This window comes from Methylohalobius crimeensis 10Ki, assembly GCF_000421465.1.
Classification (GTDB): domain Bacteria; phylum Pseudomonadota; class Gammaproteobacteria; order Methylococcales; family Methylothermaceae; genus Methylohalobius; species Methylohalobius crimeensis.
Window position 1 is genome coordinate 375,750 of the sequence record NZ_ATXB01000001.1, and the last position, 24,501, is coordinate 400,250.

Annotated in this window: 23 protein-coding genes; 15 read left to right on the plus strand and 8 right to left on the minus strand. The window is 59.4% G+C overall.

What is annotated here, in order from left to right:
- Nucleotides 1-80 precede the first annotated feature (80 nt).
- From H035_RS22125 to H035_RS0102070, 7 genes are all read left to right on the plus strand, one after another.
- Nucleotides 81-227 carry a hypothetical protein gene (locus H035_RS22125; RefSeq protein ID WP_022947347.1) on the plus strand — a complete coding sequence of 49 codons (147 nt, stop codon included), beginning with the start codon at nt 81-83 and terminating at the stop codon, nt 225-227.
- Entirely contained in the window at nt 224-1,105 is an 882-nt protein-coding gene (locus H035_RS0102035; RefSeq protein ID WP_022947348.1) for a 5-bromo-4-chloroindolyl phosphate hydrolysis family protein, read from the plus strand. Before H035_RS22125 ends, H035_RS0102035 begins: the two co-directional genes overlap by 4 nt.
- Nucleotides 1,106-1,131: 26 nt before the next feature.
- Nucleotides 1,132-2,286: a toxic anion resistance protein gene (locus H035_RS0102040; RefSeq protein ID WP_022947349.1), complete on the plus strand. Its 1,155-nt coding sequence runs from the start codon at nt 1,132-1,134 to the stop codon at nt 2,284-2,286.
- Nucleotides 2,287-2,758: 472 nt separating this feature from the next.
- The gene (locus H035_RS0102050) at nt 2,759-4,252 is read left to right on the plus strand and encodes a SulP family inorganic anion transporter (RefSeq protein ID WP_022947351.1); all 1,494 of its coding nucleotides are present in this window, start codon (nt 2,759-2,761) and stop codon (nt 4,250-4,252) included.
- Entirely contained in the window at nt 4,252-5,118 is an 867-nt protein-coding gene (locus H035_RS0102055; RefSeq protein ID WP_022947352.1) for a universal stress protein, read from the plus strand. Before H035_RS0102050 ends, H035_RS0102055 begins: the two co-directional genes overlap by 1 nt.
- Before the next feature lie 128 nt (nt 5,119-5,246).
- On the plus strand, nt 5,247-6,599 hold the full coding sequence (locus tag H035_RS0102060) for an IS701 family transposase (RefSeq protein ID WP_026596168.1): 1,353 nt from the start codon (nt 5,247-5,249) through the stop codon (nt 6,597-6,599).
- A 113-nt stretch (nt 6,600-6,712) separates the two neighbouring features.
- Complete coding sequence (locus H035_RS0102070; RefSeq protein WP_022947355.1) at nt 6,713-9,223, plus strand: NAD-dependent epimerase/dehydratase family protein; 2,511 nt, start codon at nt 6,713-6,715, stop codon at nt 9,221-9,223.
- Between the two features lie 45 nt (nt 9,224-9,268).
- Here H035_RS0102070 and H035_RS20635 read toward each other — a convergent pair whose 3' ends face one another.
- Nucleotides 9,269-9,748, minus strand: coding sequence for a transposase (locus H035_RS20635; protein WP_051149721.1), 480 nt, complete (start codon nt 9,746-9,748; stop codon nt 9,269-9,271).
- Nucleotides 9,749-9,839: 91 nt separating this feature from the next.
- On the opposite strand from H035_RS20635, the gene H035_RS21910 reads away from it, so the two are divergent.
- The 3 genes from H035_RS21910 to H035_RS17780 all read left to right on the plus strand — a co-directional run bounded on the left by H035_RS21910 (nt 9,840) and on the right by H035_RS17780 (nt 11,965).
- Nucleotides 9,840-10,556: a hypothetical protein gene (locus H035_RS21910; RefSeq protein ID WP_040574317.1), complete on the plus strand. Its 717-nt coding sequence runs from the start codon at nt 9,840-9,842 to the stop codon at nt 10,554-10,556.
- A 125-nt stretch (nt 10,557-10,681) separates the two neighbouring features.
- Nucleotides 10,682-11,254 carry a DUF2937 family protein gene (locus H035_RS17775; RefSeq protein ID WP_084684793.1) on the plus strand — a complete coding sequence of 191 codons (573 nt, stop codon included), beginning with the start codon at nt 10,682-10,684 and terminating at the stop codon, nt 11,252-11,254.
- Between the two features lie 159 nt (nt 11,255-11,413).
- Complete coding sequence (locus H035_RS17780) at nt 11,414-11,965, plus strand: CHRD domain-containing protein (protein ID WP_022947357.1); 552 nt, start codon at nt 11,414-11,416, stop codon at nt 11,963-11,965.
- 64 nt (nt 11,966-12,029) lie between these two features.
- Here the strand turns inward: H035_RS17780 and H035_RS17785 are convergent, their stop codons facing one another.
- Nucleotides 12,030-12,515 carry a DUF6567 family protein gene (locus H035_RS17785; RefSeq protein ID WP_022947358.1) on the minus strand — a complete coding sequence of 162 codons (486 nt, stop codon included), beginning with the start codon at nt 12,513-12,515 and terminating at the stop codon, nt 12,030-12,032.
- 152 nt (nt 12,516-12,667) lie between these two features.
- Between H035_RS17785 and H035_RS0102095 the strand changes: the two genes are divergently transcribed.
- Nucleotides 12,668-12,955 carry a sll1863 family stress response protein gene (locus H035_RS0102095; RefSeq protein WP_022947359.1) on the plus strand — a complete coding sequence of 96 codons (288 nt, stop codon included), beginning with the start codon at nt 12,668-12,670 and terminating at the stop codon, nt 12,953-12,955.
- A 79-nt stretch (nt 12,956-13,034) separates the two neighbouring features.
- A complete protein-coding gene (locus H035_RS0102100) occupies nt 13,035-16,520 on the plus strand; it encodes a DUF748 domain-containing protein (protein WP_022947360.1) in 3,486 nt (1,161 codons plus the stop codon).
- Between the two features lie 13 nt (nt 16,521-16,533).
- Here the strand turns inward: H035_RS0102100 and H035_RS0102105 are convergent, their stop codons facing one another.
- The 6 genes from H035_RS0102105 to H035_RS0102130 are packed head-to-tail and all read right to left on the minus strand — an operon-like array spanning nt 16,534 to nt 20,416.
- The gene (locus tag H035_RS0102105) at nt 16,534-16,764 is read right to left on the minus strand and encodes a DUF4926 domain-containing protein (RefSeq protein ID WP_022947361.1); all 231 of its coding nucleotides are present in this window, start codon (nt 16,762-16,764) and stop codon (nt 16,534-16,536) included.
- A gap of 3 nt (nt 16,765-16,767) precedes the next feature.
- Nucleotides 16,768-17,100, minus strand: coding sequence for a DUF6883 domain-containing protein (locus tag H035_RS0102110; protein ID WP_022947362.1), 333 nt, complete (start codon nt 17,098-17,100; stop codon nt 16,768-16,770).
- A 43-nt stretch (nt 17,101-17,143) separates the two neighbouring features.
- Nucleotides 17,144-17,938 carry a phosphate ABC transporter ATP-binding protein gene (locus H035_RS17790; RefSeq protein WP_022947363.1) on the minus strand — a complete coding sequence of 265 codons (795 nt, stop codon included), beginning with the start codon at nt 17,936-17,938 and terminating at the stop codon, nt 17,144-17,146.
- Nucleotides 17,935-18,756 (minus strand): PstA family ABC transporter permease, encoded by an 822-nt coding sequence (locus H035_RS17795; RefSeq protein WP_022947364.1) that lies wholly within the window; start codon nt 18,754-18,756, stop codon nt 17,935-17,937. The genes H035_RS17790 and H035_RS17795 overlap by 4 nt, the downstream gene beginning before the upstream one ends.
- Nucleotides 18,753-19,595, minus strand: a complete 843-nt coding sequence (gene pstC, locus H035_RS0102125) for a phosphate ABC transporter permease subunit PstC (protein ID WP_026596171.1) — start codon at nt 19,593-19,595, stop codon at nt 18,753-18,755. The genes H035_RS17795 and pstC overlap by 4 nt, the downstream gene beginning before the upstream one ends.
- Complete coding sequence (locus H035_RS0102130) at nt 19,592-20,416, minus strand: phosphate ABC transporter substrate-binding protein (RefSeq protein ID WP_022947366.1); 825 nt, start codon at nt 20,414-20,416, stop codon at nt 19,592-19,594. Before H035_RS0102130 ends, pstC begins: the two co-directional genes overlap by 4 nt.
- Before the next feature lie 169 nt (nt 20,417-20,585).
- Between H035_RS0102130 and H035_RS22355 the strand changes: the two genes are divergently transcribed.
- The 3 genes from H035_RS22355 to H035_RS0102145 all read left to right on the plus strand — a co-directional run bounded on the left by H035_RS22355 (nt 20,586) and on the right by H035_RS0102145 (nt 24,439).
- A complete protein-coding gene (locus tag H035_RS22355; RefSeq protein ID WP_022947367.1) occupies nt 20,586-22,580 on the plus strand; it encodes a sigma 54-interacting transcriptional regulator in 1,995 nt (664 codons plus the stop codon).
- 170 nt (nt 22,581-22,750) lie between these two features.
- Nucleotides 22,751-23,146 carry a putative quinol monooxygenase gene (locus H035_RS17805; RefSeq protein WP_268741927.1) on the plus strand — a complete coding sequence of 132 codons (396 nt, stop codon included), beginning with the start codon at nt 22,751-22,753 and terminating at the stop codon, nt 23,144-23,146.
- A 90-nt stretch (nt 23,147-23,236) separates the two neighbouring features.
- Nucleotides 23,237-24,439, plus strand: a complete 1,203-nt coding sequence (locus H035_RS0102145) for a patatin-like phospholipase family protein (protein ID WP_022947369.1) — start codon at nt 23,237-23,239, stop codon at nt 24,437-24,439.
- Nucleotides 24,440-24,501 lie beyond the last annotated feature (62 nt).

A 24,501-nucleotide genomic window follows, 5' to 3' on the forward strand; every position in this document is an offset into this window, starting at 1 on the left:
AAAGGAAAAAATCGTGTTAATATCCGCGGTAGGAGGTGGAGGTACTTCATTTCTATAAATTGCCGCGAAGTGGGTAAGCTATGCCCTTGATCCTGCGTCGATTGCTGGGATTTATCTTATTGGTGGCCACGGTGGGGCTGGCGACCTGTCAGTCGATGGTCAAGGCGCAGCCCGTCAAGGCCGGTTTTTCCGCCGATCGTCTCAACAAAAGCGTGGACGCGGTTTGAATCAATTGCCCGATTTCAGCGGATTCAAGCTTCCCCGCTTCGGGATTTCCAAGCGATCCGTTGCCGATACCCTGCAACGCTACTCTCCCCGCGGTTTGCTGCTGTATTTTCTGCCGGTGGCCTTGATTCCGGCGACGGTCATCGCTCTGGCGAAAGGTGACGTGACGGCGGTGATCGTCAACGCCTCGGGCTTTGCCGGCTATATGCTGGCGGCTTGGTGTGTCCGCCGAGGACTGAAGGCGGAAGCGCTCTACGACCGGCGTCGCATCGCCCGTCCCCCCCGCTGGCCGTTGAAACTGACGGCGGCGCTGATTGCCGCCACCGCCACCGGCATGATCGTCTGGCTCGGCGCCGGGCGGCCTCCCCTGGTGGCGTCCCTGTTCGCCGGCGGCGCGTTGCTGGGTATGTATTTGAGCTATGGCTTCGATCCGCGGCGTCCGAAACAGATCGTCGGCGCCCATGGCTATTCCGGCGATGAGATTTTACAGACCCTGGAGGAATCGGGCCGCATCATCCGAAACATCGAGCAGGCCAACGATCGAATCCGAAACCCCGAATTGAATCGGCGCATCGAGCGGATTTGCACCGTCGCCGACGACATCCTGGCGGAAATTGAAGCCGATCCCCGCGATATCCGCCGGGCGCGCAAATTTCTCACCGTCTATCTGGACGGCGCCCGGCAGGTGACCGAAGGCTACGCCCGGACCCACGAGCACACCCAGTCGGGCGAATTGGAGCAAAATTTTCGCAACGTGCTGATCAGCATCGAATCGGTGTTTCGGGAACAAAAGCAGAAATTGCTGGAAGACGACGTATTCGATTTGGATGTGCAAATCGAAGTGTTGAATACCCAACTCAAACGTGAAGGCATCCTTTGATGCGAGAAAACCAAGCGGAGTCAGGTATGAGCGAACAGCGGACAGATCCGACGAAACCGGAAACCAGTGACATTCCGGGGAGCCAAGTATTCAAGGAAATCGTGCCGGGGGTGGAAAAGGAGGTCCTGCCTTTCGACCAAGCCCCGGACGAGCGGCGGGACAATATTCGACAGTTGATGAATGAAATCGACATGCACGACACGCATTCGATCATCTTCTTCGGCAGCAAGGCCCAAGAGCAATTGACCACCATTTCCGACCGGATGCTGGACGGGGTCAAAAACAAGGATGTGGGGCCGGCCGGCGAAGATCTCAACGAAATGGTGGCGACGATTCGAGGATTCGACGTGGACGAACTGGACCCCAATAAGAAACCAGGTTTTTTCGATCGTTTGCTGGGCAAGGCCAAGCCGGTGGTCAAGTTTCTGCAGAAATACGAAGCGGTGCGCAAGCAGATCGACGGGATCATCGACAAGCTGGAACAGCATAAAACCCAACTGCTGACCGATATCACCTCGCTGGATCGGCTTTATCAGGCCAATCTGGAATATTTTCACACCCTGGAGGATTATATCGCCGCCGGCGAAGAGAAACTGAAGAAATTGGACGAGACGATCATTCCGGAACTGGCAGAAAAGGCCGAAACCAGTGCCGAGGTCGTTGAAGCGCAAAACTTGCGCGATCTGCGCGCCGCCCGAGACGATCTGGAGCGCCGGGTTTATGATCTGCGGCTGACTCGGCAAGTTTCCATGCAAAGCCTGCCCGGGATTCGCCTGGTGCAGGAAAACGACAAGGGGCTGGTCAACAAAATCAACTCCACCATCGTCAATACGGTGCCTCTGTGGCGCCAGCAGTTGGCCACGGCGGTGACCATTTACCGCTCTTCCCAGGCGGCGGAAACGGTGAAAGCCGCCACCGATCTGACCAACGAGCTGTTGGCCGCCAACGCCGAGAACCTGAAGCAGGCCAATGCCGAAACCCGCAAGCAGTTGGAGCGCGGCGTCTTCGATATCGAAACCATCAAGAAAGCCAATGAGACGTTGATCGCGACCATCGAAGAAAGTCTTCAGATCGCCGATCAGGGCAAGAAAATGCGCAGCGAGGCGATGGTCCAACTGCAGGCATGTGAAACCGAACTGCGCAAAACCCTGGCCTCGGCTCATGCTCGGGCAAGCGGTTAAATAAGGATGCAAACCCTGTGGAAGGTTCGTTTCCTTTCAGGCAACCTTTTGTTTCATAAGTGGATTTTTAAGTTGGAAGCAGGGAGAATAGGAGACGCAAGGAGATGCGAATAATAATTGATGTTAGTGGTGCGGGGTTTTGTGACATCCGGCACCCGCAAGAGCTTCCCGCCTTCTCGGGGCAGACTTATCTGACGTTGGCAGACCGTATGCATTATTCCATGCACGGCCTTAAGCGGTTTATTTATCCCGGCGCACTTTAGAGATTGTTGACCAAGCCGCCCCGAACTGCGCCGAAGTAGGGCAAGCCGCCGGGCCCTGCCCCCCTTTGAGATAGCCTTGTAAGCAGCCTCTTAGATTACTTGCCTGAATCGACGCGTCGGTATTTGCCTCTTTATGCTGCAGGATATGGCGCGGGAAGCGTGGGTTGTGTCTCGTTTGCATCCGGTGTTCATCCATTGACAGGAAAAACATGCTCCTTTTATCGAAAAAACAAGATTGGATCGGAAACATTCGCGGCGACGTGCTCGCCGGCACCGTCGTCGCCCTGGCGCTGATTCCCGAAGCGATCGCCTTTTCCATCATCGCCGGCGTCGATCCCAAGGTCGGGCTCTACGCATCGTTCTGCATCGCGGTCATAACCGCCTTCGTGGGCGGCCGGCCCGGCATGATCTCCGCCGCCACCGGGGCGATGGCACTGCTCATGGTGACCCTGGTCAAGGAGCACGGACTGTCCTACCTTCTGGCGGCCACCCTGCTGACGGGCGTTTTGCAAATCGTCGCCGGCTATTTGAAGCTCGGCAATCTGATGAGTTTCGTCTCGCGCTCGGTGGTGACCGGTTTCGTCAATGCCTTGGCGATCCTGATTTTCATGGCTCAAGTGCCCGAATTGACCGACGTCTCCTGGCACGTCTATGCCGTCACCGCGGGCGGGTTGGCGATCATTTATCTTTTTCCCTACCTGCCCGTGATCGGGAAAAGCTTGCCTTCGCCTTTGGTCTGCATCCTCGCCATGACCGCCGTTTCGGCCTATTTGGAACTGGATATCCGCACCGTCGGCGACATGGGGGAGTTGCCCGACACCTTGCCGGTCTTTCTTTGGCCGCAGGTGCCGTTGTCTTGGGAAACCCTGCGGATCATCTTTCCCTATTCGGCGGCGCTGGCGGTGGTGGGCATCCTGGAGTCACTCATGACCGCCACCATCATCGACGATCTGACCGATACCGGCAGCGACAAAAACCGCGAATGCAAGGGCCAGGGGGTGGCCAATATCGGTGCGGGACTCCTCGGCGGCATGGCCGGCTGCGCGATGATCGGCCAGTCGGTGATCAATATCAAATCGGGCGGGCGCGGGCGCCTTTCCACCCTGATGGCCGGGGTGTTTCTGCTGATTCTGGTGGTGTTTCTGGGGCGATGGCTGTCGTATATTCCCATGGCGGCCCTGGTGGCGGTGATGATCATGGTCTCCATCGGTACCTTCAGCTGGAGCTCGATTCGCGATCTAAAAAAACATCCCTTGTCCACCAACGTGGTGATGGTGACCACCGTCATCGTCGTGGTCTGGACCCACAATCTGGCATTGGGGGTGTTCGTCGGCGTGTTGCTGGCGTCGCTGTTTTTCGCCAACAAAATCAGTCACTTCATGTACGTGGATTCGGAATTCGACGAGGCCGTCAACGCGAGAACCTATCAGGTGGTGGGTCAGGTCTTCTTCAATTCGGCGACCAAATTCACCGCTTCCTTCGACTTCAAGGAGGCGGTGGAGAAGGTGGTCATCGATTTACACCGGGCGCACTTCTGGGATATAACCGCGGTCAGTGCGCTGGATAAGGTGGTCATCAAATTCCGGCGGGAAGGGGCCGACGTGGAGCTGATCGGGATGAACGAAGCGACGGCCACCATCATCGACCGATTCGGCGTGCACGATAAACCGGAGGAAATCGAAAAGATCATGGGGGGACACTGATGCAATGCACCGAAACGGTCGTCCTGGCCTGTATCGACGGGTCGGCTTTCACGCCGGCGGTTTGCGATTACGCGGCCTGGATCGCGCAGCGGGTGGAGGTGCCGCTCAAGCTGCTGCACAACCTGGAGCGGCGCGACACCGCCGATCGGGCGGATTTATCCGGGGCGATTGGTTTGGGCAGCCAGGAGTACCTGTTGGAAGAGTTGACGGAGGTGGAACAGCAGCGCAGCAAGCTGATGCTCCAGAAGGGCAAGCTGATGCTGGAAGCGGCTCGGGAGCGGGTGGTGAAGGCGGGCGTGGCGGACCCCATCGTCAGTCAGCGCCACGGCAGTCTGACCGAATCGCTGATCGAGTTGGAGGATCAGATTCGCGTTTTGGTCCTGGGCGTTCGCGGCGAGGCGCACGAAAACCGGCCGGGCCAATTGGGCGCGCAGCTGGAAACCATCATTCGCTCCCTGCATCGGCCGATCTTGGTGGTCAACGCCCCCTTCACGGCGCCGCAGCGCATCATGCTGGCCTACGATGGCAGCGATGCGGCCGAAAAGGCCGTCGATATGGTCGCCACCAGCCCGCTTTACAAAGGGCTCACCTGCCATTTGGTCTGCGTCAACAAGGACGAAAGGACGGCGGACGCGCTGCTCGAGTCGGCCTCGAACAAGATCGCCCGGGCCGGCGGGATCGAGTTGATTACCCAAAAGTTGCGCGGCAAACCCGATCAAGAGTTGTGTGACTATCAGGCCACCCACGACATCGATCTCACCGTCATGGGAGCTTTCAGCCATACCCGATTTCGCGAATTGCTGCTCGGCAGCTTCACCGCCAAAATGTTGCTGCATATGAAAAAGCCGCTGTTGCTGCTCCGATAGCCACCGTCTCTCTCGGGGATTGGAATTTCGGGGGCCTAAGCTCGACTTTCCCCATTTGAGGGGTTGTATAAGGGCCGGGAGATAACCACCTATGAAGAATCATCTTCGACCAAAAAGAGGTTCTTCAGATGGGCGGATTACCTCCCGACGTCTTGTCGATTATAAAGGTGTTTGCACCGCTGTTCAGCAAAAGGGTATGGCAACGGGCGCAAGTGTTACTGATAGGTGCGATCCTCACGCCTGGTCGACGTACGGTGGCGGCAGTGCTTCGGGTGATGGGGCTCGGCGAGGCACCTCATTTCAAGAATTACCATCGGGTGCTCAGCCGGGCGCGGTGGTCTGGGCCGGCCGGCAGTCGCCTGTTGTTGGGGCTGTTAATCCAGGCGTTTGCCTGGCAAGGACCTTTGGTGATGGGATTGGATGACACGATTGAGCGACGGTGGGGCCGCCAGATTGGTGCTCGGGGGATTTACCGGGACCCGGTCCGCTCCAGTCGAGGGCATTTTGTGAAAGCCAGCGGCCTGCGTTGGTTGAGCCTGATGCTGTTGGTGCCGATCCCTTGGGCCCATCGGGTTTGGGCGCTTCCTTTTCTGACCTCGCTATGCCCCTCGGAGCGCTACTATCGGCGCTATCGGCGTGCGCATCGATCCTTGACCGAGCGGGCCCGGCAGCTCTTGCGGATGGTCCGGCGCTGGTTGCCCACCCGCTCGATCGTGGTGGTCGCCGATCAGAGCTTTGCGGCCTTGGATCTATTGGCGGCTGTGACCGGGGACCGGTTCAGTGTCGTGACCCGGCTGCGGTTGGATGCGGCGTTGTACGAACCGGCCCCGCCGCCGCGACCGGGCCGCTCTGGTCGACCGCGCAAAAAAGGGAAACGGCTCCCCACGCTGGCGCAAGTGGCCGCCGACCCGGCGACCCGTTGGCAACGCTTGACCGTTGCGCGGTGGTATGGCGAATCCGACCGCCCGGTGGAAATCGCCTCGGGCACGGCGGTGTGGTACCACGCGGGCAAACCGCCCGTACCGCTCCGTTGGGTGCTGATCCGCGATCCGCTCCAGCGCTTCCAGGCCCAAGCGCTGTTGTGCACGGATCCGAAGGCCGCGCCGACAGAGATCGTCCAGTGGTTTATCCGCCGTTGGCAGGTCGAGGTCACCTTCGAAGAAACCCGTGCCCACTTGGGACTGGAAACGCAGCGCCAAAGGTCAAGGCGGGCGATCGCCCGGACCACGCCCATCCTGCTCGGCTTGTTCTCCCTGGTCACCCTCATGGCCGATCGGCTGGTCGCCAACCAGGCGATGCCGGTGCGTACCGCTGCCTGGTATCGCAAAACTCACCCGACCTTTATCGATGCGTTGGCCTTGGTACGCCGTCACCTGTGGAGTGCACACCTTTTTTCCAGGTCGCCGCCAGCCACCGACGTGGAAAAAAATCCCAACCCATTACTGACCCGCTGTATCGAGATAATGTGCTATGCCGCATAATGGGGAAAGTCGAGCTAAGAAGGAAGTGTTTTATGGCAAGATGTTGGCGCTGGTTGGGCGGGAACTGAGGAAACAGAAGCCCGGCCTGAAATAAACGGTAGGAGGGCGCGATCATGACGCAAAAAGGCGACCGCGCTTCGCGGGAAGAAAGCAAGAATCCCTCGGGCAGAAACGCGAATCACGACGGAAAAGGCGTGGTCTTGATCACGGGAGCGAGCGGATTCCTCGGCCAAGTGTTGAGTCAAGCCCTAGCGGAGGACTATACCATTGTCGGTCTTGACCTGGCTCCCGGACCTTTAGAAAAGGCCGATTTGGTTTCCTGCGACCTGACCTCGGATTCGGCGGTCGAGGAGGCCATGGCTCAGGTGCGGAAACGCTATGGCACGCGCATCGCCTCGGTGGTGCATCTGGCCGGCTATTACGATTTCACCGGCGAGCCCAATCCCCTCTACGAAGAGATCAATGTCAAGGGAACCCGCCGCCTGCTCCACGCGCTGCAGGATTTTCAGGTCGAACAGTTCATCTATGCCAGCACGATGCTGGTGCATGCCCCCACCGAACCGGGAGTCCCGATCACGGAAGATTGGCCGCTGCGCCCCAAATGGGCCTATCCCCAGTCGAAGCGCGCAACCGAGGAAGTCGTGCAGCGTGAACACGGCGCCATCCCCTATGTGCTGCTGCGCATCGCGGGGGTGTATACCGACCGTTTGCAACCGCCCACCCTGTCGCATCAGATCCAGCGGATCTATGAACGTCAATTCACCAGCCGCGTATTCGCGGGGACTATTTCTCACGGCCAGTCCTTTTTGCATATCGACGACCTGGCCGATGCCGTCGTTCGTCTTGTTCGCAGGCGCAAGGAGCTGCCTAATCCGCTCAAGTTGCTCGTAGGCGAGCCCGGGGCGATGGGCTACGAGGCCTTGCAAAACGAACTCGGCTACCTGATCCATGGCGAAATGTGGGAGACGGAGGTTCTGCCCAAGCTGCTGGCCAAGACCGGTGCCCGCCTCCAGGAACAGATGGAGCCGCTCATTCCGGATTCCGTCGACCAAGGCGAAAAACCCTTCATCAAGCCGTTCATGGTAGATCTGGCGGATGACCATTATGAACTGGACATCAGTCGGGCTCGAAAGCTGCTGGACTGGGAGCCCAGGCATTCTCTGCGAGACGTCTTGCCCGTGATCGTGGAGCACTTCAAGGCCGATCCCTTGGACTGGTATCGGCGCAACAAAATCACGCCGCCCGACTGGGTGGAAACCCTGGCTTCGCAGCCGGAGCCCCCGGATCATCTGCTGGAAAAATACGATGCGTCTTGGCGCGAGGAGCACCGGCAGCATCTATGGGCGCATTTCATCAATATGGCGATGGGCACCTGGCTCATCACCGGCCCGCCGATTGCGGGTTACGATGATCCCACCATGGTGGTCAACGATCTGATCAGCGGCGCGCTGGTCCTTTTGTTCGCCGCGCTGTCGATCTCGCGACGCATGGTCTGGGCGCGTTTCGCCAACGGGGTCATGGGCCTGTGGCTGTTGTTCGCCCCTTTAATCTTTTGGACGCCGGATGCCACGGCCTACCTGAATGACACCTTGGTGGGGGGGTTGGTGATCGGCTTCTCCTTCTTGGTGCGTCCGATGCCGGGCGTCGGGATCCTTGCCAAGATGACGGGTCCTGATATCCCCCCCGGTTGGGACTATACCCCTTCTTCGTGGATGCAGCGCATTCCCATCATTTTCTTGGCTTTCATTGGGCTCTATATCTCCCGCTACCTGGCGGCCTATCAACTGGGTCACATCGACCACGCCTGGGATCCCTTTTTTGGCGCAGGAACGGAAACGATTATCACCTCGGAAGTATCCAAGGCTTGGCCCGTCCCCGATGCCGGCCTCGGCGCAGTGACCTATATGCTGGAGATACTGACCGGCATCATCGGAGGCCGTGCCCGATGGCGCACCATGCCTTGGCTGGTGGTTTTGTTCGGGCTGATGATCGTCCCGCTGGGTGTCGTCAGCATCTTTTTCATCGTGATTCAACCCATCCTCATCGGAACCTGGTGCACGCTCTGCCTGGTAGCGGCGGCGGCGATGCTCATCCAGATTCCCTATTCCTTGGATGAACTGATTGCCGCGGGCCAATTCCTGCTGGAACGCAAGCGCAAAGGCAAGTCGGTCCTCCTGGCATTCCTTCGGGGCGACACCATGGAAGGCGGCCGCCAAATGGAGCCCGAAACATTCGCCGCTTCGCCTTGGGCGCTCCTCAAGGACATGGTCGGCGGCGGTGTCAATCTGCCCTGGTCTTTGGTTTTGAGCACTGCTCTGGGCGTGTGGCTGATGTGCACCCGGCTCATCTTCGGGACCCAAGGCGCGCAAGCGGACAGCGACCATCTCATCGGTTCCTTGGTGATCACGGTTTCCATTACCGCCCTGGCAGAAGCCGCCCGTCCGGCGCGTTTCATCAATGTGCTGCTCGGGCTCGCGCTCATGGCCGCTCCCTGGCTCTTCGATGGCGGAAGCCGTATTGCCGATTGGGCGGGGGTCCTGGTAGGTCTTTTATTGATCATTTTCAGCATCCCGCGCGGCAAGGTCGAGAACCAGTATGGTGGATGGAGCCGATATGTGGTGTAGATGTCGTGTCATACGCGCCAACTTAAGCCATAACCGACTGATTTATTAGGCATTGCTCAATCCTTGTTTCCTGCAATGCGCCAATAATTCGATCACCGGCCCCGGAAGCGTCTGCAATGCCCTTTTCCGTGGTCGCTCCATCATGACTTTCCGGCACGGATCGTAGTTTTGCGTTTGCCAATGCCACGGCGCCTGAATGGCCGTATCGATCGCTTGTTTGAGCAGTTGCCACAGGCGCCACCCGGTTCCCTGGCGCGGCCGGTCCAGACAGGTCCATTGCCGGCCAAAGCGTTGGCCGGCCAATTGTTCCAACACCAGGGTATAGAGCAGTTTGCCGTACAAATACACCCGGGCCAGTTCGCTTCCCTGTCGAGCCCGCAGCCGATCCCACGCCAACAGGCTTTTCAGGCGCTTGATATACAGTTCCACCTGCCAGCGCAGCCGGTACAATTCGCCGAGGGTTTCGGTAGGGAGCAGTTCCGGCGGCAGATGGGTCAGTACCAGCACCCAACCGGCCAGGGACAAGGCCGCTTTCGACGGTGTATAGCCTTTTTTTTGCCTGGCGTCTCAGTCGCTGCCGGGCCTTTTCCGCCTCGGCCGGGGGCAGGGGCAAGGCATGCAGCGTCATGTCGACGTACGCTTTTCGTTTCGCATCGATCACCCGGACCGGCCGGCGCTGACAGGTCTTTCGGTTCTGAAGCCAGTCATACACGTCCACCTTGCGCAGGGATTCGTCGTACAGGTTCATGCCATGCGGGTTGTATCGCAAGACCACGCTCACCCCATGCTCACCCGCACGGATCAGGCTCAAAGGCTGGTTGTAGCCACGATCCACGACCACCACATCCCCGGATTGAAAAGGGAAATGATCCAGGCTTTCCCCCGTATGAGCATCGCTGACTTCGACCGTCACCAGCTCCAACTTCACCAGGTCAATGGCCAAATGCAGCCGATAACTGATCCCGGAGGCGCCGGGCACCTGAACCGTGCTGCCATCCGCGATCAAAAACCGCAAATGTCCCGGGGGCAGGCCAACTTGGCCTGCTTCATGCAGGTGCTGACACATCGCCTTCAGCCACGGACCACAAGCCTTCAACCGCTTATGGACGGCCGTGTCGGTGATCTGTTCTTGCAGCAGCGTCACCCTGCCGGCCGTCCCTCTCAGACTCAGATCCACTCCGCAATACAGCATCACCACCTGCAGCAACTGGAGGGGACTGGTGATCTTGCGCCCCCGGACAAAGGCCCGGAATTCATAGGCCATCGCTTCATAGTCTTCAGGCAACGCTTGCACAAACTGCTCGAATGCGATATCAACACGGTTCGGAAGTGACGACATCTCCGGCTCCTTCAATTTGGTCGTTGAAAAAGCTGAGATCATGCCGTCACTTCCCCCTAAAAATCAATGCCTTATGCGCTTAAGTTGGCGCGTATGAGATGTCGTGTCCCGGATGATTGATGACACGACTGATAAAGGAGCCGAGTGGAAAGAGCCGCCGTAGCTCCTTAGAAAAACCCTCGACGAAAATGACGGTAATTGTTGATTATTTGAGATTGATCCTGTTTTTGGGCGGCACGCTGATCGGCGTGCAAATTCCCGGTTTCGTCGATCAGTATGGAAGGAGTCTGGAATCCCATTTTCGGGAATCCAAACAAAATCTGGATGAATTTCAGCGCGACGCGGATCGATACTTCGGCGGAGATTTGGAGAAGCTGATCGCCCATTATAAAAGTGACGGGGATCGAGTGTTTTATGCCGGCGGGGAGAGTATCGATTCGATTTATCGAAGAAATCTAATCCTGAAAAATGCCGTCGCCGATTTCAGGGAAAGTTATTTCAGTGCATTGAGCCAGGTTTTTTTCAATCCGATTTCAGATATACGAACCGAGGTCTGGGAAAATTATTCTTATTCCGTGAAGCTTGATTTTTCGGCCATTCTCATTGGCTTAACGGTAGGGTTGGTGGTGGCGAGCTTGGCGGAAGGCTTATTACGTGGATTTATGGGTCTTGCCCGATTTTCCTTAAAATAAATTTAAATTTGCGGGTAAAAATATTCGGTGCAATGCTCCTCAATCATTAAGAAATCTGAATTTTCATTTATTTGCGGTTTTTATTGATCAAAATACTTTCATGAGGGTGGAAGGAGAGTTAATATTTTCATGCGTCCACGACCTCATAGGAGGTGGATCATGAAATACCGACACTTCAATCAACCGGGTGTTGCCGCCAAGGCCATCCGCTTCCCGACGATCCTGACCGCTGCCGCAATAGGTTTGAGCCTCAACGCACCGGTAAGCGCCCAGACAAGCTTCTTCGCCGGGCTCAAGGGGGCTTTCGAGGTGCCTACCGTCTCGTCCAGCGGCGTCGGACTATTTACCGCCACCGTCGATGACGGCGATACGGTCCTCAGCTACAGCCTCTTTTATCGGGACTTGCCGACGAGCGTGCAACAGGCGCACATCCATATCGGACAAGCCGGAGCGAACGGCGGCATCGTCGTGTTTCTCTGCACCAATCTGGGCAACGGGCCGGCAGGCACGCCTGCCTGCCCTGAAGATAGCGGAACTGTCCAGGGTAGCCTGACCGCCGCCGATGTCGTTGCCGTGAGTGCTCAAGGGTTCGACGAGGGCGATTTCGCCGAGGTCCTCAAGGCGATACGCGAGGGTAATGCTTACGCGAATGTGCATACGGAGGCCTTTCCTCCCGGCGAGATTCGCGGCCAGATCATAGCGGGTCCCTAACCCGGCGCTCGTCGTAGCACCCGTAGTCGAATGGACGGCCCTTGCGTGGGCCGTCCAAGTTTGCTTAAAAACTTTCCGCCGGCGTCAGGGGCTGTTCTTCCGGGGGCTCGGAGGTCATCTCTTCTTTCGCCTCCCCATCGACGAATTCGATCACATCGGCGCGGATGGTGATTTTGGGGAGAGAGAAAAGAATGAAGTAAGTCGAGCTTTGTTGATGGGCGACATTGACGACCGCAAACGCCTTGCCCTCGGAGATTTCCGCTTTTTGGTAAAGCCGCGACATCGCTTCGGTGTACATGGGTTGCCGGAAGCTGAATAGCCCCAGAAGGCTGAACCCCGTGCTTTCACCGATTGCATCGGCCCTCACGATCCGATAGTTGCGCTTTTTCAACATTACCGAGGTGGCGGCCAGCGTTTGGAAAGAAGGCTGCGCTCCGATCGGCGGTAGGCTGATGCCGAAGGTCGAAGAGGAAGACATGGCAGCGGGAAGGGCGGCGCAACCGGTCATCAGGATGAAGATCGGCAATATCAAAATGCGTTTGATCATCATTTTCGCCTCCTCGATCATGTGACTTGGATTGACATTCTAAAAGGCCAGGCCGCTCGGGTCTATCGCTAGAATAATGCTAGGATTCCGGTGGTCTCGGCGGTATAGTGATTCTTCCGTGCATTCCCCATTGCAGGTGGAACGAGGAGGTAGACATGAGCAAACGTGACGAATACGTGGCCAAACTCAAGGCGCAGTTGGACGAATGGAATGCCGATCTCGACCATCTCGAGGTCCAGGCAAATCTGGGAAAAGAAGACTTAAAGCAGGAATACCAGGAACAACTTGCCCACATGCGGAAGAAACGGGACGAAATCCGGCACAAGCTGACCGATCTGCAGCAGTCCAGCGAAACCGCCTGGGAACATTTGCGTTCGGGCATCGATTCGGCCGGCGACGCCTTGCAGGAAGCGTTGAAAAAAGCCAAGGCAAGCTTCAAGTGAGTTGAGCATTCAACCGCAGCGAAAATCCCTCATTTCGGATGTTTGGCCAGGTCCCGGCCGATTGATCGAAAGGTGATTTATGGCTTCTCGACTGTTGGCAATCGCCAAGAGCAAGACCTTCATCATCGCAGTGTCGCTTTTGGTCGCTTATGCGTTGGCGGGTTTTTTCCTGCTCCCGTACTGGGTCAAGCACTATCTTCCTCGCTACGCCCAGGAACAATTCCAACGCCAAGCGTCTATCGGCGATGTGTATTTCAATCCTTTCCTGTTCAAGTTCGAGGCCAAGGATTTCGAGTTCAAGGAGGCGGATGGGCGGCCAATCCTGGGTTTTCAGCGCCTGTGGATCGATTTCGAGTTGCTGGGCGTGTTTCGCTGGGCTTGGACCTTCAAGGAGATCGTCCTGGACCAGCCTTCCCTTCTGATGTTCATCGATCCCGCCGGCGAGGTGAATCTGGCCGCCCTCGCCCGATCGTTTCCCAAGGCGGAAGAGACGGAGGAAGCGCCGGTCGAATCCGCCCCGCCCCGGCTCTTGATTCAGCATATGGAAATGAACCAGGGCAGCGTGACCCTCCGAGACGAGTCCGACCCCACCCACGCCAAGGCGACGACCGAGTCCATCGATTTGGCGTTGAACGACATTTCCACCTTGCCGGAGCGGGAAGGTGGGTATGCCTTGCAGGCGGATCTGCCCGACGGCGGAGGAGAACTGATCTGGCAAGGGGATGTTTCACTGCAGCCGCTTAAATCCAGCGGGCGGTTCGAATTGCTGGGGCGCCATCCGGTCGTGGCGTGGCGCTTCTTTCAAGACGAGCTCAATTTGGCCCAGCCGCAAGGCACGTTCGATTTGCGTACCCATTATCGCGTGGCCTTCGACCGCGGGTTTTCCCAGTTGCTGCTCGAGGATTTGTCCATCGCGATCCAGGGCGCGGTGCTGAGACTGCAAGAGGAGAGCGAGCCGATGCTGCGCCTGGAATCGCTGAGCCTCGGCGATGGTCGGGTCGACATTCCCGCACAACAGGCGACCTTCGGCACGTTGGCCATCGGGCCGGGGAAGGTTCGAGTCGCCTTGGATGCGAGCGGATTGCTCAACTGGCAGCGGATCGTGCGCGCCAATCCCAATCCGAAACCGGCGGAATCGTCCTCGTCCCCCCCGCCGGCTCAGCCTTGGAAAATCTCTTTGGCGTCGATCCGGTTGGCCGATCTCGGTTTGCAGTACGAGGACGCCACCCGCAAGGCGCCCATGCAGCTGGAGGTGGGGGTTATCGGAACCACGTTCGGCCTGGCGCTGGAAACTGAAGCGGCGGGCGTGACCGGTGCCTTGACCGACGGACAATTGAACCTGGAGCGCATCCGGCTTTCGCAGCGCGGCGGCGAAGCGCCGCTGGCCACTCTGGACAGCCTGGGCGTGGCGGGCATTCGTGCCGACTTGGGGCAGCGAGCGCTTGAAGTGGAACGGGTTCAACTGCAAGGCGGAGGCATCCAGGCGGCCCGGGAAGAAGGCGGGCGGATTCCGCTCTTGGATTTGGTGACCCCGGCCAAGAGCGGCGAACCTCAAAAAGACGAACCGAAGTCCGCCCCGAAGACGCAAGCAAACCCTTGGTCCTGGGCCTTGAACACCTTGCAGTTGGAGGGTGTCACGACGGCGCTTGCCGACCGCAGCCTCGATCCCGCCCCCGCGATCGACATCGTCGCGGACAAAATCGCCCTTAAACATCTGAGCGGCGACGGCAAGACGCCGACTGACTTTGAAGCCGCGTTGACCTTCAAGCAGGGAGGAACCCTGAATGTGACCGGGCAGCTGGCGCCGAAGTTCGACAAGGTGGATGCCCAATTGAAGCTGTCTCAGCTCAGTCTGAGTCCGCTCGCCGCCTACGTGACCCATTTCACCACCCTGAAACTGGTCGGCGGAGACCTTTCCACCCAGGGGCGCCTGGCCTATTCGCAAAAGGCGGAATCCAAACCCGGCATCGGCTATACCGGCGCGCTGAGCGTGAACGGCTTGCGACTGAACGAGGCCGACACCGGTCAGCGGCTCTTCGCCTGGCAAGCTCTTTCCGCCAATCGGATCGACTTCGGCTTGACGCCCGATCATCTCGACATCGCCGAGGTGCGCCTCACCCGGCCGGAATCGAAAATCGTCATCTACAAGGACAAACGAGTGAATCTGGCCGAAATTCTCAAGGACAAGGGGAAAGACGGCGCCGCCGGGAAAAAAGCGGCGAAGACGCCACCATCTGAAGGATCGTCGAGTCCAGCGGCAGCGCCGTTCCCGGTCAATGTGGGGCGAGTGCGGATTGACAAAGGCGAAGTGGATTTCGCCGATTTGAGCCTGGTATTTCCTTTCTCCGCCCATATCGAGGATTTTACCGGCGTCGCCAAAGGGATTTCGTCCAAGCCGGCGAGCAAGACCCGCCTGTTGATGGAAGGTCAAGTCGCCCCCTATGGTCTCGCCCGAGTTTATGGCGTGCTGAAACCCTTTCGGCCCAAAGACTTGACCGATATCAGTGTGGCCTTCACCAACATCGAAATCCCACCGTTCACCCCTTACAGCGCGACCTTCGTGGGTCGCAAAATTACTTCCGGCACGCTCGATCTCAACTTGGATTACCAGATCGAGAACAGCCAACTGGTGGGCGAAAATGAAGTGATTTTGCGGGATTTCACCCTGGGCGAGCGGGTCGAAGCGCCCCAGGCCAAAAATCTGCCTCTGGATCTCGCCATCGCCCTGCTCAAGGATTCACAGGGCGTCATCCATTTGGCCGTGCCGGTGAGCGGCGACACCGACGACCCCCAATTCTCCTACGGAAAGGTAATTTGGGGCGCGTTCGTCAATGTCATTGTGAAAGCGGCCACTTCGCCGTTCCGCGCCCTTGGTTCGATGCTCGGCGGCGAGGGTGAACTGGACCGAATCTTGGCGTTCGAGCCGGGAAGAGCGCGCTTATTGCCGCCCGAGCGGGAAAAGCTGGATATCCTGGCCCAAGCCCTCGAAAAACGTCCGCAACTTAAAATTGTGGTTCAAGGACGCTTCGATGAGCAACTGGACGGGAAGGCCCTGCGTCAAAGACGGGTGCGGCGGGCGCTGGCGAAGGAGATGGAGGTCGAGCTGGCGCCGGGGGAAATCCCGGGGCCGGTCAGTTTTGAGGACGCCAAGAACCAGATTGCGCTGGAGAATTTGCTGAAATCGCGGGCCGGGGAAGATGCGGTAAATGAATTCGAAACGAAGTACAAAGAATCCACCGGTGTCGAAAAAGTGGACCGGGTGAACCGGCTATTGGCCGTGTTCGGTGGAGCGAGTGAAGATACCGCGTTTTACCAGGCGCTTTTCGACCGGCTGGTGGCGTTGGAATCCCTCCCCAAAGACGCGCTGGTAGCCTTGGCCCGGAGCCGTCAAGAGACAATCGTCGAGGCTTTGGGCGAGACCGGTCTGAAGCCCGATCAATTCGCCGGCGGCGAGTCGGCTCCCGTCGAGGAGCAGGCGGAGGAAATCGTGGAGGTTCCTTTGAGTCTCGCGCCGGTGGAGTCGAGTGGTTCGACCCCAACCGCTCAATCATCATCAGATCAATAGGCCATTGAAGCCCTTATGCAGCGTCGAGCTGGCGGACGGCAAGAATGTCTTTTGGACCGATAGGGCGAACCTGGCTGGTATTTAAGGTCACGAGTGCTTGTGTGTGGCCCGAGGCGGTCACGAATTCGACTTCAATGGCGTGAGGTGAATAGACCTCCACGACAGCACCGATATCGCCCCGCTTTAAGCCATGCTGAGGTAAATCCGATGCCAAGACCACCGTGTCAAGTGCGTTGATGCTCATTACCTAATCCTCCGGATAGGCGGTTACAAATCGAGGTACGTTTTCCCCGTTCAGTATAATCCATACACTTATGATATCGGCAGCTCGTCCGTTTGGCCCCACAATTTGACCGCGGACCGCATATTTGGTGCCGTATTCAGTGACTTCAATCTCTTCAGCTTCTTGGTTCAATAGGCGGCGAAGGTCTTTTTCCAAGACTTTCCATTGATTTTGTTCATAACCAAGTCCCCGGAAGAATACGGCCTTATAGCGGCCGATCGGATGAGTCGGAGACAATAAGTAATTTCGCAGTTTTGCACTGGAGATGACCACGTGCTTGGCGTTCGGCAATTTCATCGTGTAGATACGTTCTGTGCAATAGGCAATACGGAAGGGACGATCACGATGGAGGCTCGCAATTGCAAACCGCCCAATTCAAAAATTCGCGGGATTCGATCCGCCGGGGACGATTAAAGAATGCCTCGGCGGATCCTTGCTCGATCAATCGGCCGTCGCACAGGAACACGATTTGGTCGCCCACTCTGCGGGCCTGCTCCAGATCGTGGGTGACCCACAACAGCGGCATCCTGTCGGCCAGGGCCAGGAGCGAGGCTTCCACGATCCCGCGCGAGCGCGGATCCAAGGAGGCGGTGGGTTCGTCCAGCATCAGGATCGCCGGACCCAGCATCAGGGCGCGGGCGATGCACAGGCGCTGCTGCTGGCCCACGGAGAGTTCCGCCGCCGGCGCGTCCATTCGGCCTGCGACTTCCCCCCATAGGGCGGTTTGTTCGAGCACCGGCTGCATTGCTTTCAAAGTTGATCGTTTCCTGAGCCGACGCGGCAGGCCGAAGAGGAGATTGGCGCGGATCGAGCCGGGAAAGACCACCGGCTTTTGGCCGATCAGGCCGAGGTGGCGGCGCAGGGCGTCGGCGCCGCCCGGCCAACTGCGGACCGCTGCCCCGTCGATCCGGATCTCTCCCCGCCAGCCGTCGTGGAGGCGGTTGAGGCAGCGCAGCAGGGTGCTTTTGCCCGCGCCCGAGGGACCGATCAGGCAGGTGATGCCGCGCGCGGGCAGGGCGAAGGAAATCCCCTCCAGGATCGGCCGGCCGCCGAGGCTCAAATTCAGATCCGAAATCTCCGCCGCCGGGGAGAGATTCGGCGCCGGGGAAGGGGCAATGTGCCAGTCGGTGTTCATTTTCGACCTCCGAGACGGCGCAGCCACAGGGCGGTCAGGGAGAATGTCAGGACCAGACCGATCAGCACCACCGCCGCCGCCCAGGCGTTATCGATCGCCCGCGGATCCACTCCCTCCTGGGCCAGATAAAAAATATGGGTCTGGAGGGTAGTGACCGGGGAAAACCAGGAATCCGGCCAAATGATGCCGGAGAAAACGGTGGCGGTAAAGAGGATGGGGGCGGTTTCCGAAAGGGTGCGCGCCATCGCCAACAAGAGACCGGTAGCCAGGCCGGTTCCGGCGCCCGGCAGCCAGACGCGGGCGACAATGGCGCTATCGCTCAATCCCAGGGCTCGGGCGGCTTCGGTGCGTTCCGGCGGAATCCGGGCGAGGGCGTCGAGGCTGCCCAGGGTAAGCATGGGCAGGATGACGGCGGCCAGGATCAAAATGCCGGCGAGCAGGGAAACACCCCAGTGCAGCAAATGAACGAAGACCGCCAAGCCCCACAGCCCATAGACGATGGGCGGGATGCCCTGGAGCAGATGGAGCAAGGTCAGCCAAGGGCGATTGGCATCGCTCTGGCGGAGATGCAACCACACCGCCAAGCCGAGCGCCACGGGCGCGGCGACGAGGCACGCGCCGGTTGTGAGCAGCAGGGAGCCGGCGATTTGGCCGGTCAATCCCTCGCCGAGGCCGAACCCCGCCGCTTCATCGGCCGAAAAAATCCGCCCCAGCCCCGGCAACCCCCGCATCAGAATATAGCCCAATATAGCTGCCGGCAGGACCAGGGCGGGCAGGGCGAGCAGGGCGATCAACGCCTGGGCGATCCGGGAACTCATCGATCGGCTCCGCGGCGGTGGGCGAGAAAGGCGATGCCGCTCCCCATGGCGGCCAGAAGCAGCGCGCAGGCCATCAACGCGGCGAAGTGAAGAGACCCGAAGGCGGCCTCGCCGATTTCCCGGCCGATTCGCGAGGTGAGAGTCTGGGCCGGCTGGAGCAGATTCCACCAGGGCCGGGGAAGACGGTCGAGAGAGCCCACCACCAGCATCACCGCCATGGTCTCTCCCAGGACTCGGCCCAGGGCCAGGAGAGCCGCGCTGCGCAGCCCCGGCCAAGCCTGCACCAGGATCACCCGTCCCAAGCACGCCGGCCAATTCAACCCCAAAGCCATCGCCGCCTCGCGTTGATCCGCGGGGACCGCGCGAAGGGCGTCTTCCCCCAAGGTCATGAATGTCGGCAGGATCATCAATGCCAAAAGCAAGCCGGCGGCAAGCAAGCTGTGTCCGGTGAGCAGACCGAAAGCGGTCTGCAAGAGGGGCAGAAGAAGCCACAGTCCCACCAGGCCGTAAACCACCGAAGGCACCGCGGCCATCAATTCCATTCCGATTCGTACCAACGCCCGCCAGCGGTGGGACAGCAGTTCGGCGCTCACCACTGCCGCCGCCAGCCCGGAAGGGATCGCGATCGCTAGCGCCAGAAGCGCCGCCCAGAGGCTGCCGACCAGAGCCGGCAACAGGCCGTACAGTTTTTCGTAAGGGTACCACTCGCCGGCCAGGATGGCCGCCGGGCCGGGGCCGGTCCAGAAGGCAAGCGATGAAAAGGCCAGGAATCCCGGCACCGCCAGGGCCACCCCCAGCGCCAGCAGGATCGACAGGCTCAGCCAGAGACGCAGCATCATTGCACCGGCAGATAACCCACTTGGGAGACGATCTTTTGGCCCGGCGGCGAAAGAATGAAATCCACGAAATCGGTCACTTCGGTTCGGGCGTTTCGTGGCACCAACAGCAGCAGATCCCGGCTGATGGGGTAGCGCCCGCTTTGGATATGTTCCAGGGTGGGCGGGATCGGTTCGCCGTCCACGATCACCGCTACCGATCGGACCCGATCGTTGAGCCAGGCATTGGAGAGCATGCCGATGGCGCTGTCGCTGCGGGCGACGATGGTCTGTTCCTCGTTGTTGGAGCCGGCGACCAGCCGGGCCCCCGGCGCCCGCGCCCGTTCATCGCCGAGCACCGCCTTGGCGAAGACGTGACGGGTGCCGCGGCCGGGCTCCTTGTCGATTACCAAAATCTCGGCGTCGGGTCCGTCGACCTGTTTCCAGTTGGCGATTTCGCCCCGGTAGATGGCGGCGATTTGATCCAGGGTCAGCGCCTTTACCCCGCCGACGGCCACCGCCTTGGATACCACCACCGCCACCGCGTCGCGGGCGACGGGAATCAGTTCGGCCTGGCCGTCAAGCCGCGCTTGTTCCTCCGGGGTCGGTTCGCGCGAGCTCATTCCCAGATCGGCGCTGTGTTGCAGAATCGAGGCGATCCCCACGCCGGAGCCGCCGCCGGAAACGGTGATTCTCACCCTCGGGTGGCTTTCCCGATATTGCTTGGCGGCTTCGGAGACAATCGGCAGAACGGTGGTGGAACCCGCCACGCGCACGGTTTCCGCCGCCTGCCCGGCGAGGGAAAGGAAAAGCAGCCAAACGCAAGAAAAGATGATTTTTATCATGGATTCATACTCCTCGGTTGTCTGCATGGGTCGGTGAACGGTGGAATAACCTTACACGTATTAATATTCCAGCTTTCATGATCGATATCGAGGCATTGGCGAAGGGCACCCTAATTTCGACCGGATAACAGCTATTCAGCGGGATCGTAAATTTGGATATGATGCTTCAATGGACAAGCAAGAGAACCATGCGGCATTGATCGAACTCGAATCTCTCTTGCGGTTCGAGTCGCTGCTGGCGGAGCTTTCGGCACGCTTCGTGCGCGTATCGCTGGAAGATGTGGACGCGGAAATTCAAGAAAGTCTTCGGCGGATCGCCGAAACCCTCGATCTCGATCATATCGGAATCGGCGAGGTGACACCCGACGGACGGGATTTCTTCTCGATTTACCATTACGCCAAGCCGGGCACGAAACCCTGGCTCGGGGTTTCCTTGTCGGCCGAAGGCCCTCTCCTGACGCGAACCCTCCTGGCCGGCAAAGCCTTCGTCATGAATGACGTGGACGCCCTGCCACCGGAGGGTGCGACCGACCGGGAAGGATTCCTCCGCTACGGAATCCGGGCCGATCTGGTTTTTCCCTTGATCGTGGGCGGGTGCTTGTGCGGCGGAATCGGCTTCGCTTCTAGCCGTCCCCGCGATTGGTCCGACAAGGTGGTGCAGGGGCTCCGTCTCATTTCCGACGTGTTTGCCAATGTGTTGGAGCGCAAGCGCGCCGATCATGCCCTCCGGGAGAGCGAGGAACACATGCGGCTGGCGGCCGAGGCGGCCGAGATCGGACTGTGGGTCTGGTATATTCCGCAAAACACGATCTGGGCCAGCGACCGGGCGCGTGTGATTTACGGTTTTTCTCCCGGCGACCGACTGAACCTGCAACGGTTTTTGGATCGTCTCGTCCCCGAGGACCGTGAGCGGGTCAGGGAAGCGATCCGAAAGACATTGCAGGATGGCGGCACCTACCGGATAGAATACCGGGTCGCGCATCCCGATGCCGGCGTGCGTTGGCTCTGCGCCACCGGGCGATGCCAGCTCGATGCGGGCGGCCGGCCCGAGCGGTTGATGGGGGCCGGCTTGGATGTGACCGGCCTCCGACGCGCCAAGAGCGACCTCGAACGCTCCAACGCCGAGCTCAAGCGCGCGCTCGAAAAAATCGGGAGCCTCAAGGAGCAACTGCAGCAGGAGAACGTCTACCTGCGCCGGGAAATGGCGGGACGCCGGAGTGTGGACGCCATCGTGGGACGCAGCGCGGCGATAAGACGTACTCTGGCCCAGATAGAGCAAGTTGCGCCGACCCCCGCCACGGTCCTCATCACCGGCGAGACCGGCACCGGCAAGGAGTTGTTTGCCACCGCCATCCACGAAGCCAGTCCGCGGAGCGACCGGCCCATGATCCGGGTGAATTGTGCGTCGATTCCTGCGGCACTGATCGAAAGTGAGCTGTTCGGGCGCGAGAAGGGCGCCTATACCGGGGCTTTGGCCAAGCAAATCGGCCGGTTCGAATTGGCCGACGGCTCGACGCTCTTTCTCGACGAAGTGGGCGAACTATCGCTGGAGGCTCAAGCCAAGCTGCTTCGGGTATTGCAGGAAAAAGAAATCGAACGCCTCGGAAACCCGCGACCGATCAAGGTGGATGTTAGGGTGATCGCGGCCACCAACCGGAACCTTTCCGAGGAAGTCGCCGAGAGGCGTTTTCGCGAGGATCTCTACTACCGTTTGAATGTTTTCCCGATCGATGCACCGCCGCTGCGAGCGCGCCGCGAAGACATTCCGTTGCTGGTCGAAACCTTTGTCGACGAATTTGCCAGGGCCATGGGCAAATCCATCGATGCCGTGGCCAAATCGAGCCTGCAGGCCCTGTGCGGCTATGACTGGCCGGGTAATATCCGGGAGCTGCGCAACGTGATCGAACGGGCGGTCATTCTGGCCCGCGGCCCCGTTCTCAGGATCGATTTACCGCCCAAGGCGTCGTCGGCCGCGGCGCTCCCGGCAAAAGCCGGTCTTGCTTCTCTGGCCGAGATGGAGCGCGACCATATCGTCCGCGTGCTCGACGCCACCGGCTGGCGAATTCGCGGCGAGGCCGGCGCGGCGGCGATTCTCGGGCTCAAGCCCAGCACCCTCGACAGCCGCATGGTCAAGCTCGGCATTCGGCGACCATCCTGCCGGTAATCTCTAATTCTGATATTTCGGAGAATCCCCGTTATGCCGTGGGGCAATCCCCCTCCGTGTTTCGGGCTGCTCGCCTATCCCAGCCGTAAGCATTTGTTCCATCTGGGGTTGTCGGATTCGTTCGAGTGGAGACCTTAGATGGCACAACATCTGCTTTCAATAAGGACATGATGGAACTGTACCTCGTACTCCGCGCTCCGCCGCGCCGATCCAGAGTCATGGTGCGTGCACTTCAATCCCTTGCGAAAAGTGCACGCGCCGAATCCGGTTGCACCGGAGTCCGGCTGTTCGGGGCGATCGGTGACCCTCGATGCGTCTGCTACGTAGAGACCTGGGAATCGGAGGCGGTGATGCGCCGGATGATCGCTTCGGAGCATTTCAGTCAACTGGCCGCTTTGATGGAGCTGGCGGCCGAGCCCCCCGAATGCCAGTTTCGGGTCATCGCGGAAATCCGCGGGCTCGAATATGCGGCGCAGGTTCGCAATTGTTCGGACGACAGGGGAGGGGTTGCCGCATTGCCGGGACATGCGGCTTCAGCGCGCGAGGAAGAGGGAGATCCGGGATAGATCGAGGAGCGGTCCATTCCATAAGGGAGCACCGAACATGGTCCATGACTGTACTGACTTTTTTGTATGGCAACCAACAAGAATCCCGTTATGAATAAAATTTCCATACAACGCTTAGTGCTCGGTTCATTCCTCGTCGGTTTGACCTTGATCTTCTCCGGCTGCGCGCTGCCCGTCCGGCAACCCGCCGTTCCTCAAGATTGGTCCGAGAAAGCCGAAGTGGTCGATGTCCCGGGAGTGCGCTACGTGGTTCGCACGGAAATGCCCGAGTTCAGCAAAGACGCGGTCGAGAGCTTTTATCGCGAACGGACCTATCTCGCCGAGCAGGATCAAGGCGCCCCTCTGCCCCCGGCCATTTTCCTGGCCCTTTCCGGAGGAGGCGACGACGGCGCTTTCGGTGCCGGGCTTTTATGCGGTTGGACCGCTGCCGGCACCCGCCCCGAATTCAAAGGCGTGACCGGAATCAGCACCGGCGCCCTGATCGCGCCGTTCGCCTTTCTCGGGCCGAAATACGATTCCGTTCTCAGGCAGGTCTACACCGAGAGTTCGCCCAAGGATATTCTCCAACCGCGCAATCTGCTCGCTGCAGTGTTCAATGACGCCCTGGCCGACAATGCGCCCTTGCGGCGGTTGGTAGAGAAGCACGTGACCGAAGCGATGCTCGAGGAAATCGCGCGGGAGCACGCGCGGGGCCGAATGCTGCTGATGGCCACCACCAACCTGGATGCGCGCCAGGCGGTCATTTGGAACATGACCAAGATCGCGGCCAGCGGCAACCCGAAGGCTCTGGAGCTGTTCCACAAGATCATGCTCGCGTCCGCCGCCATTCCGGGTGCCTTTCCGCCGGTGATGATCGACGTGGAAGCGAACGGCCGGCGCTACCAGGAAATGCATGTGGACGGCGGCGCCATGGCGCAGGTTTTCCTCTACCCCCCCTCGCTCAAGGTGGCCGACCTCAGCCAACAACACGGGATCGTCCGCGAGCGTCGGCTTTATGTGATTCGCAATGCCCGTCTCGACCCCGAATGGGCGGAAGTGGAGCGCCGCACCCTGAGCATCGCCGGACGCGCCATTTCCTCGCTGATCCAAACCCAGGGCGTCGGCGATTTGTACAAGATCTATCTCGAGGCCCAGCGCGACGGCATCGATTTCAATCTCGCCTATATCCCGAAAACCTTCAACGCTCCGCACGAGGAGGACTTCGATACCGAGTACATGCGGAAGCTGTTTCAGACCGGTTACGAGCTGGCCGCCGAGGGCTATCGTTGGAAAGATAAGCCGCCGGGGCTGTGATTCGGACGGGCGTCCTTGAAAACCGGATTTTCCTGTGAAAAGAAATCCGTGTCTCCAAGGCA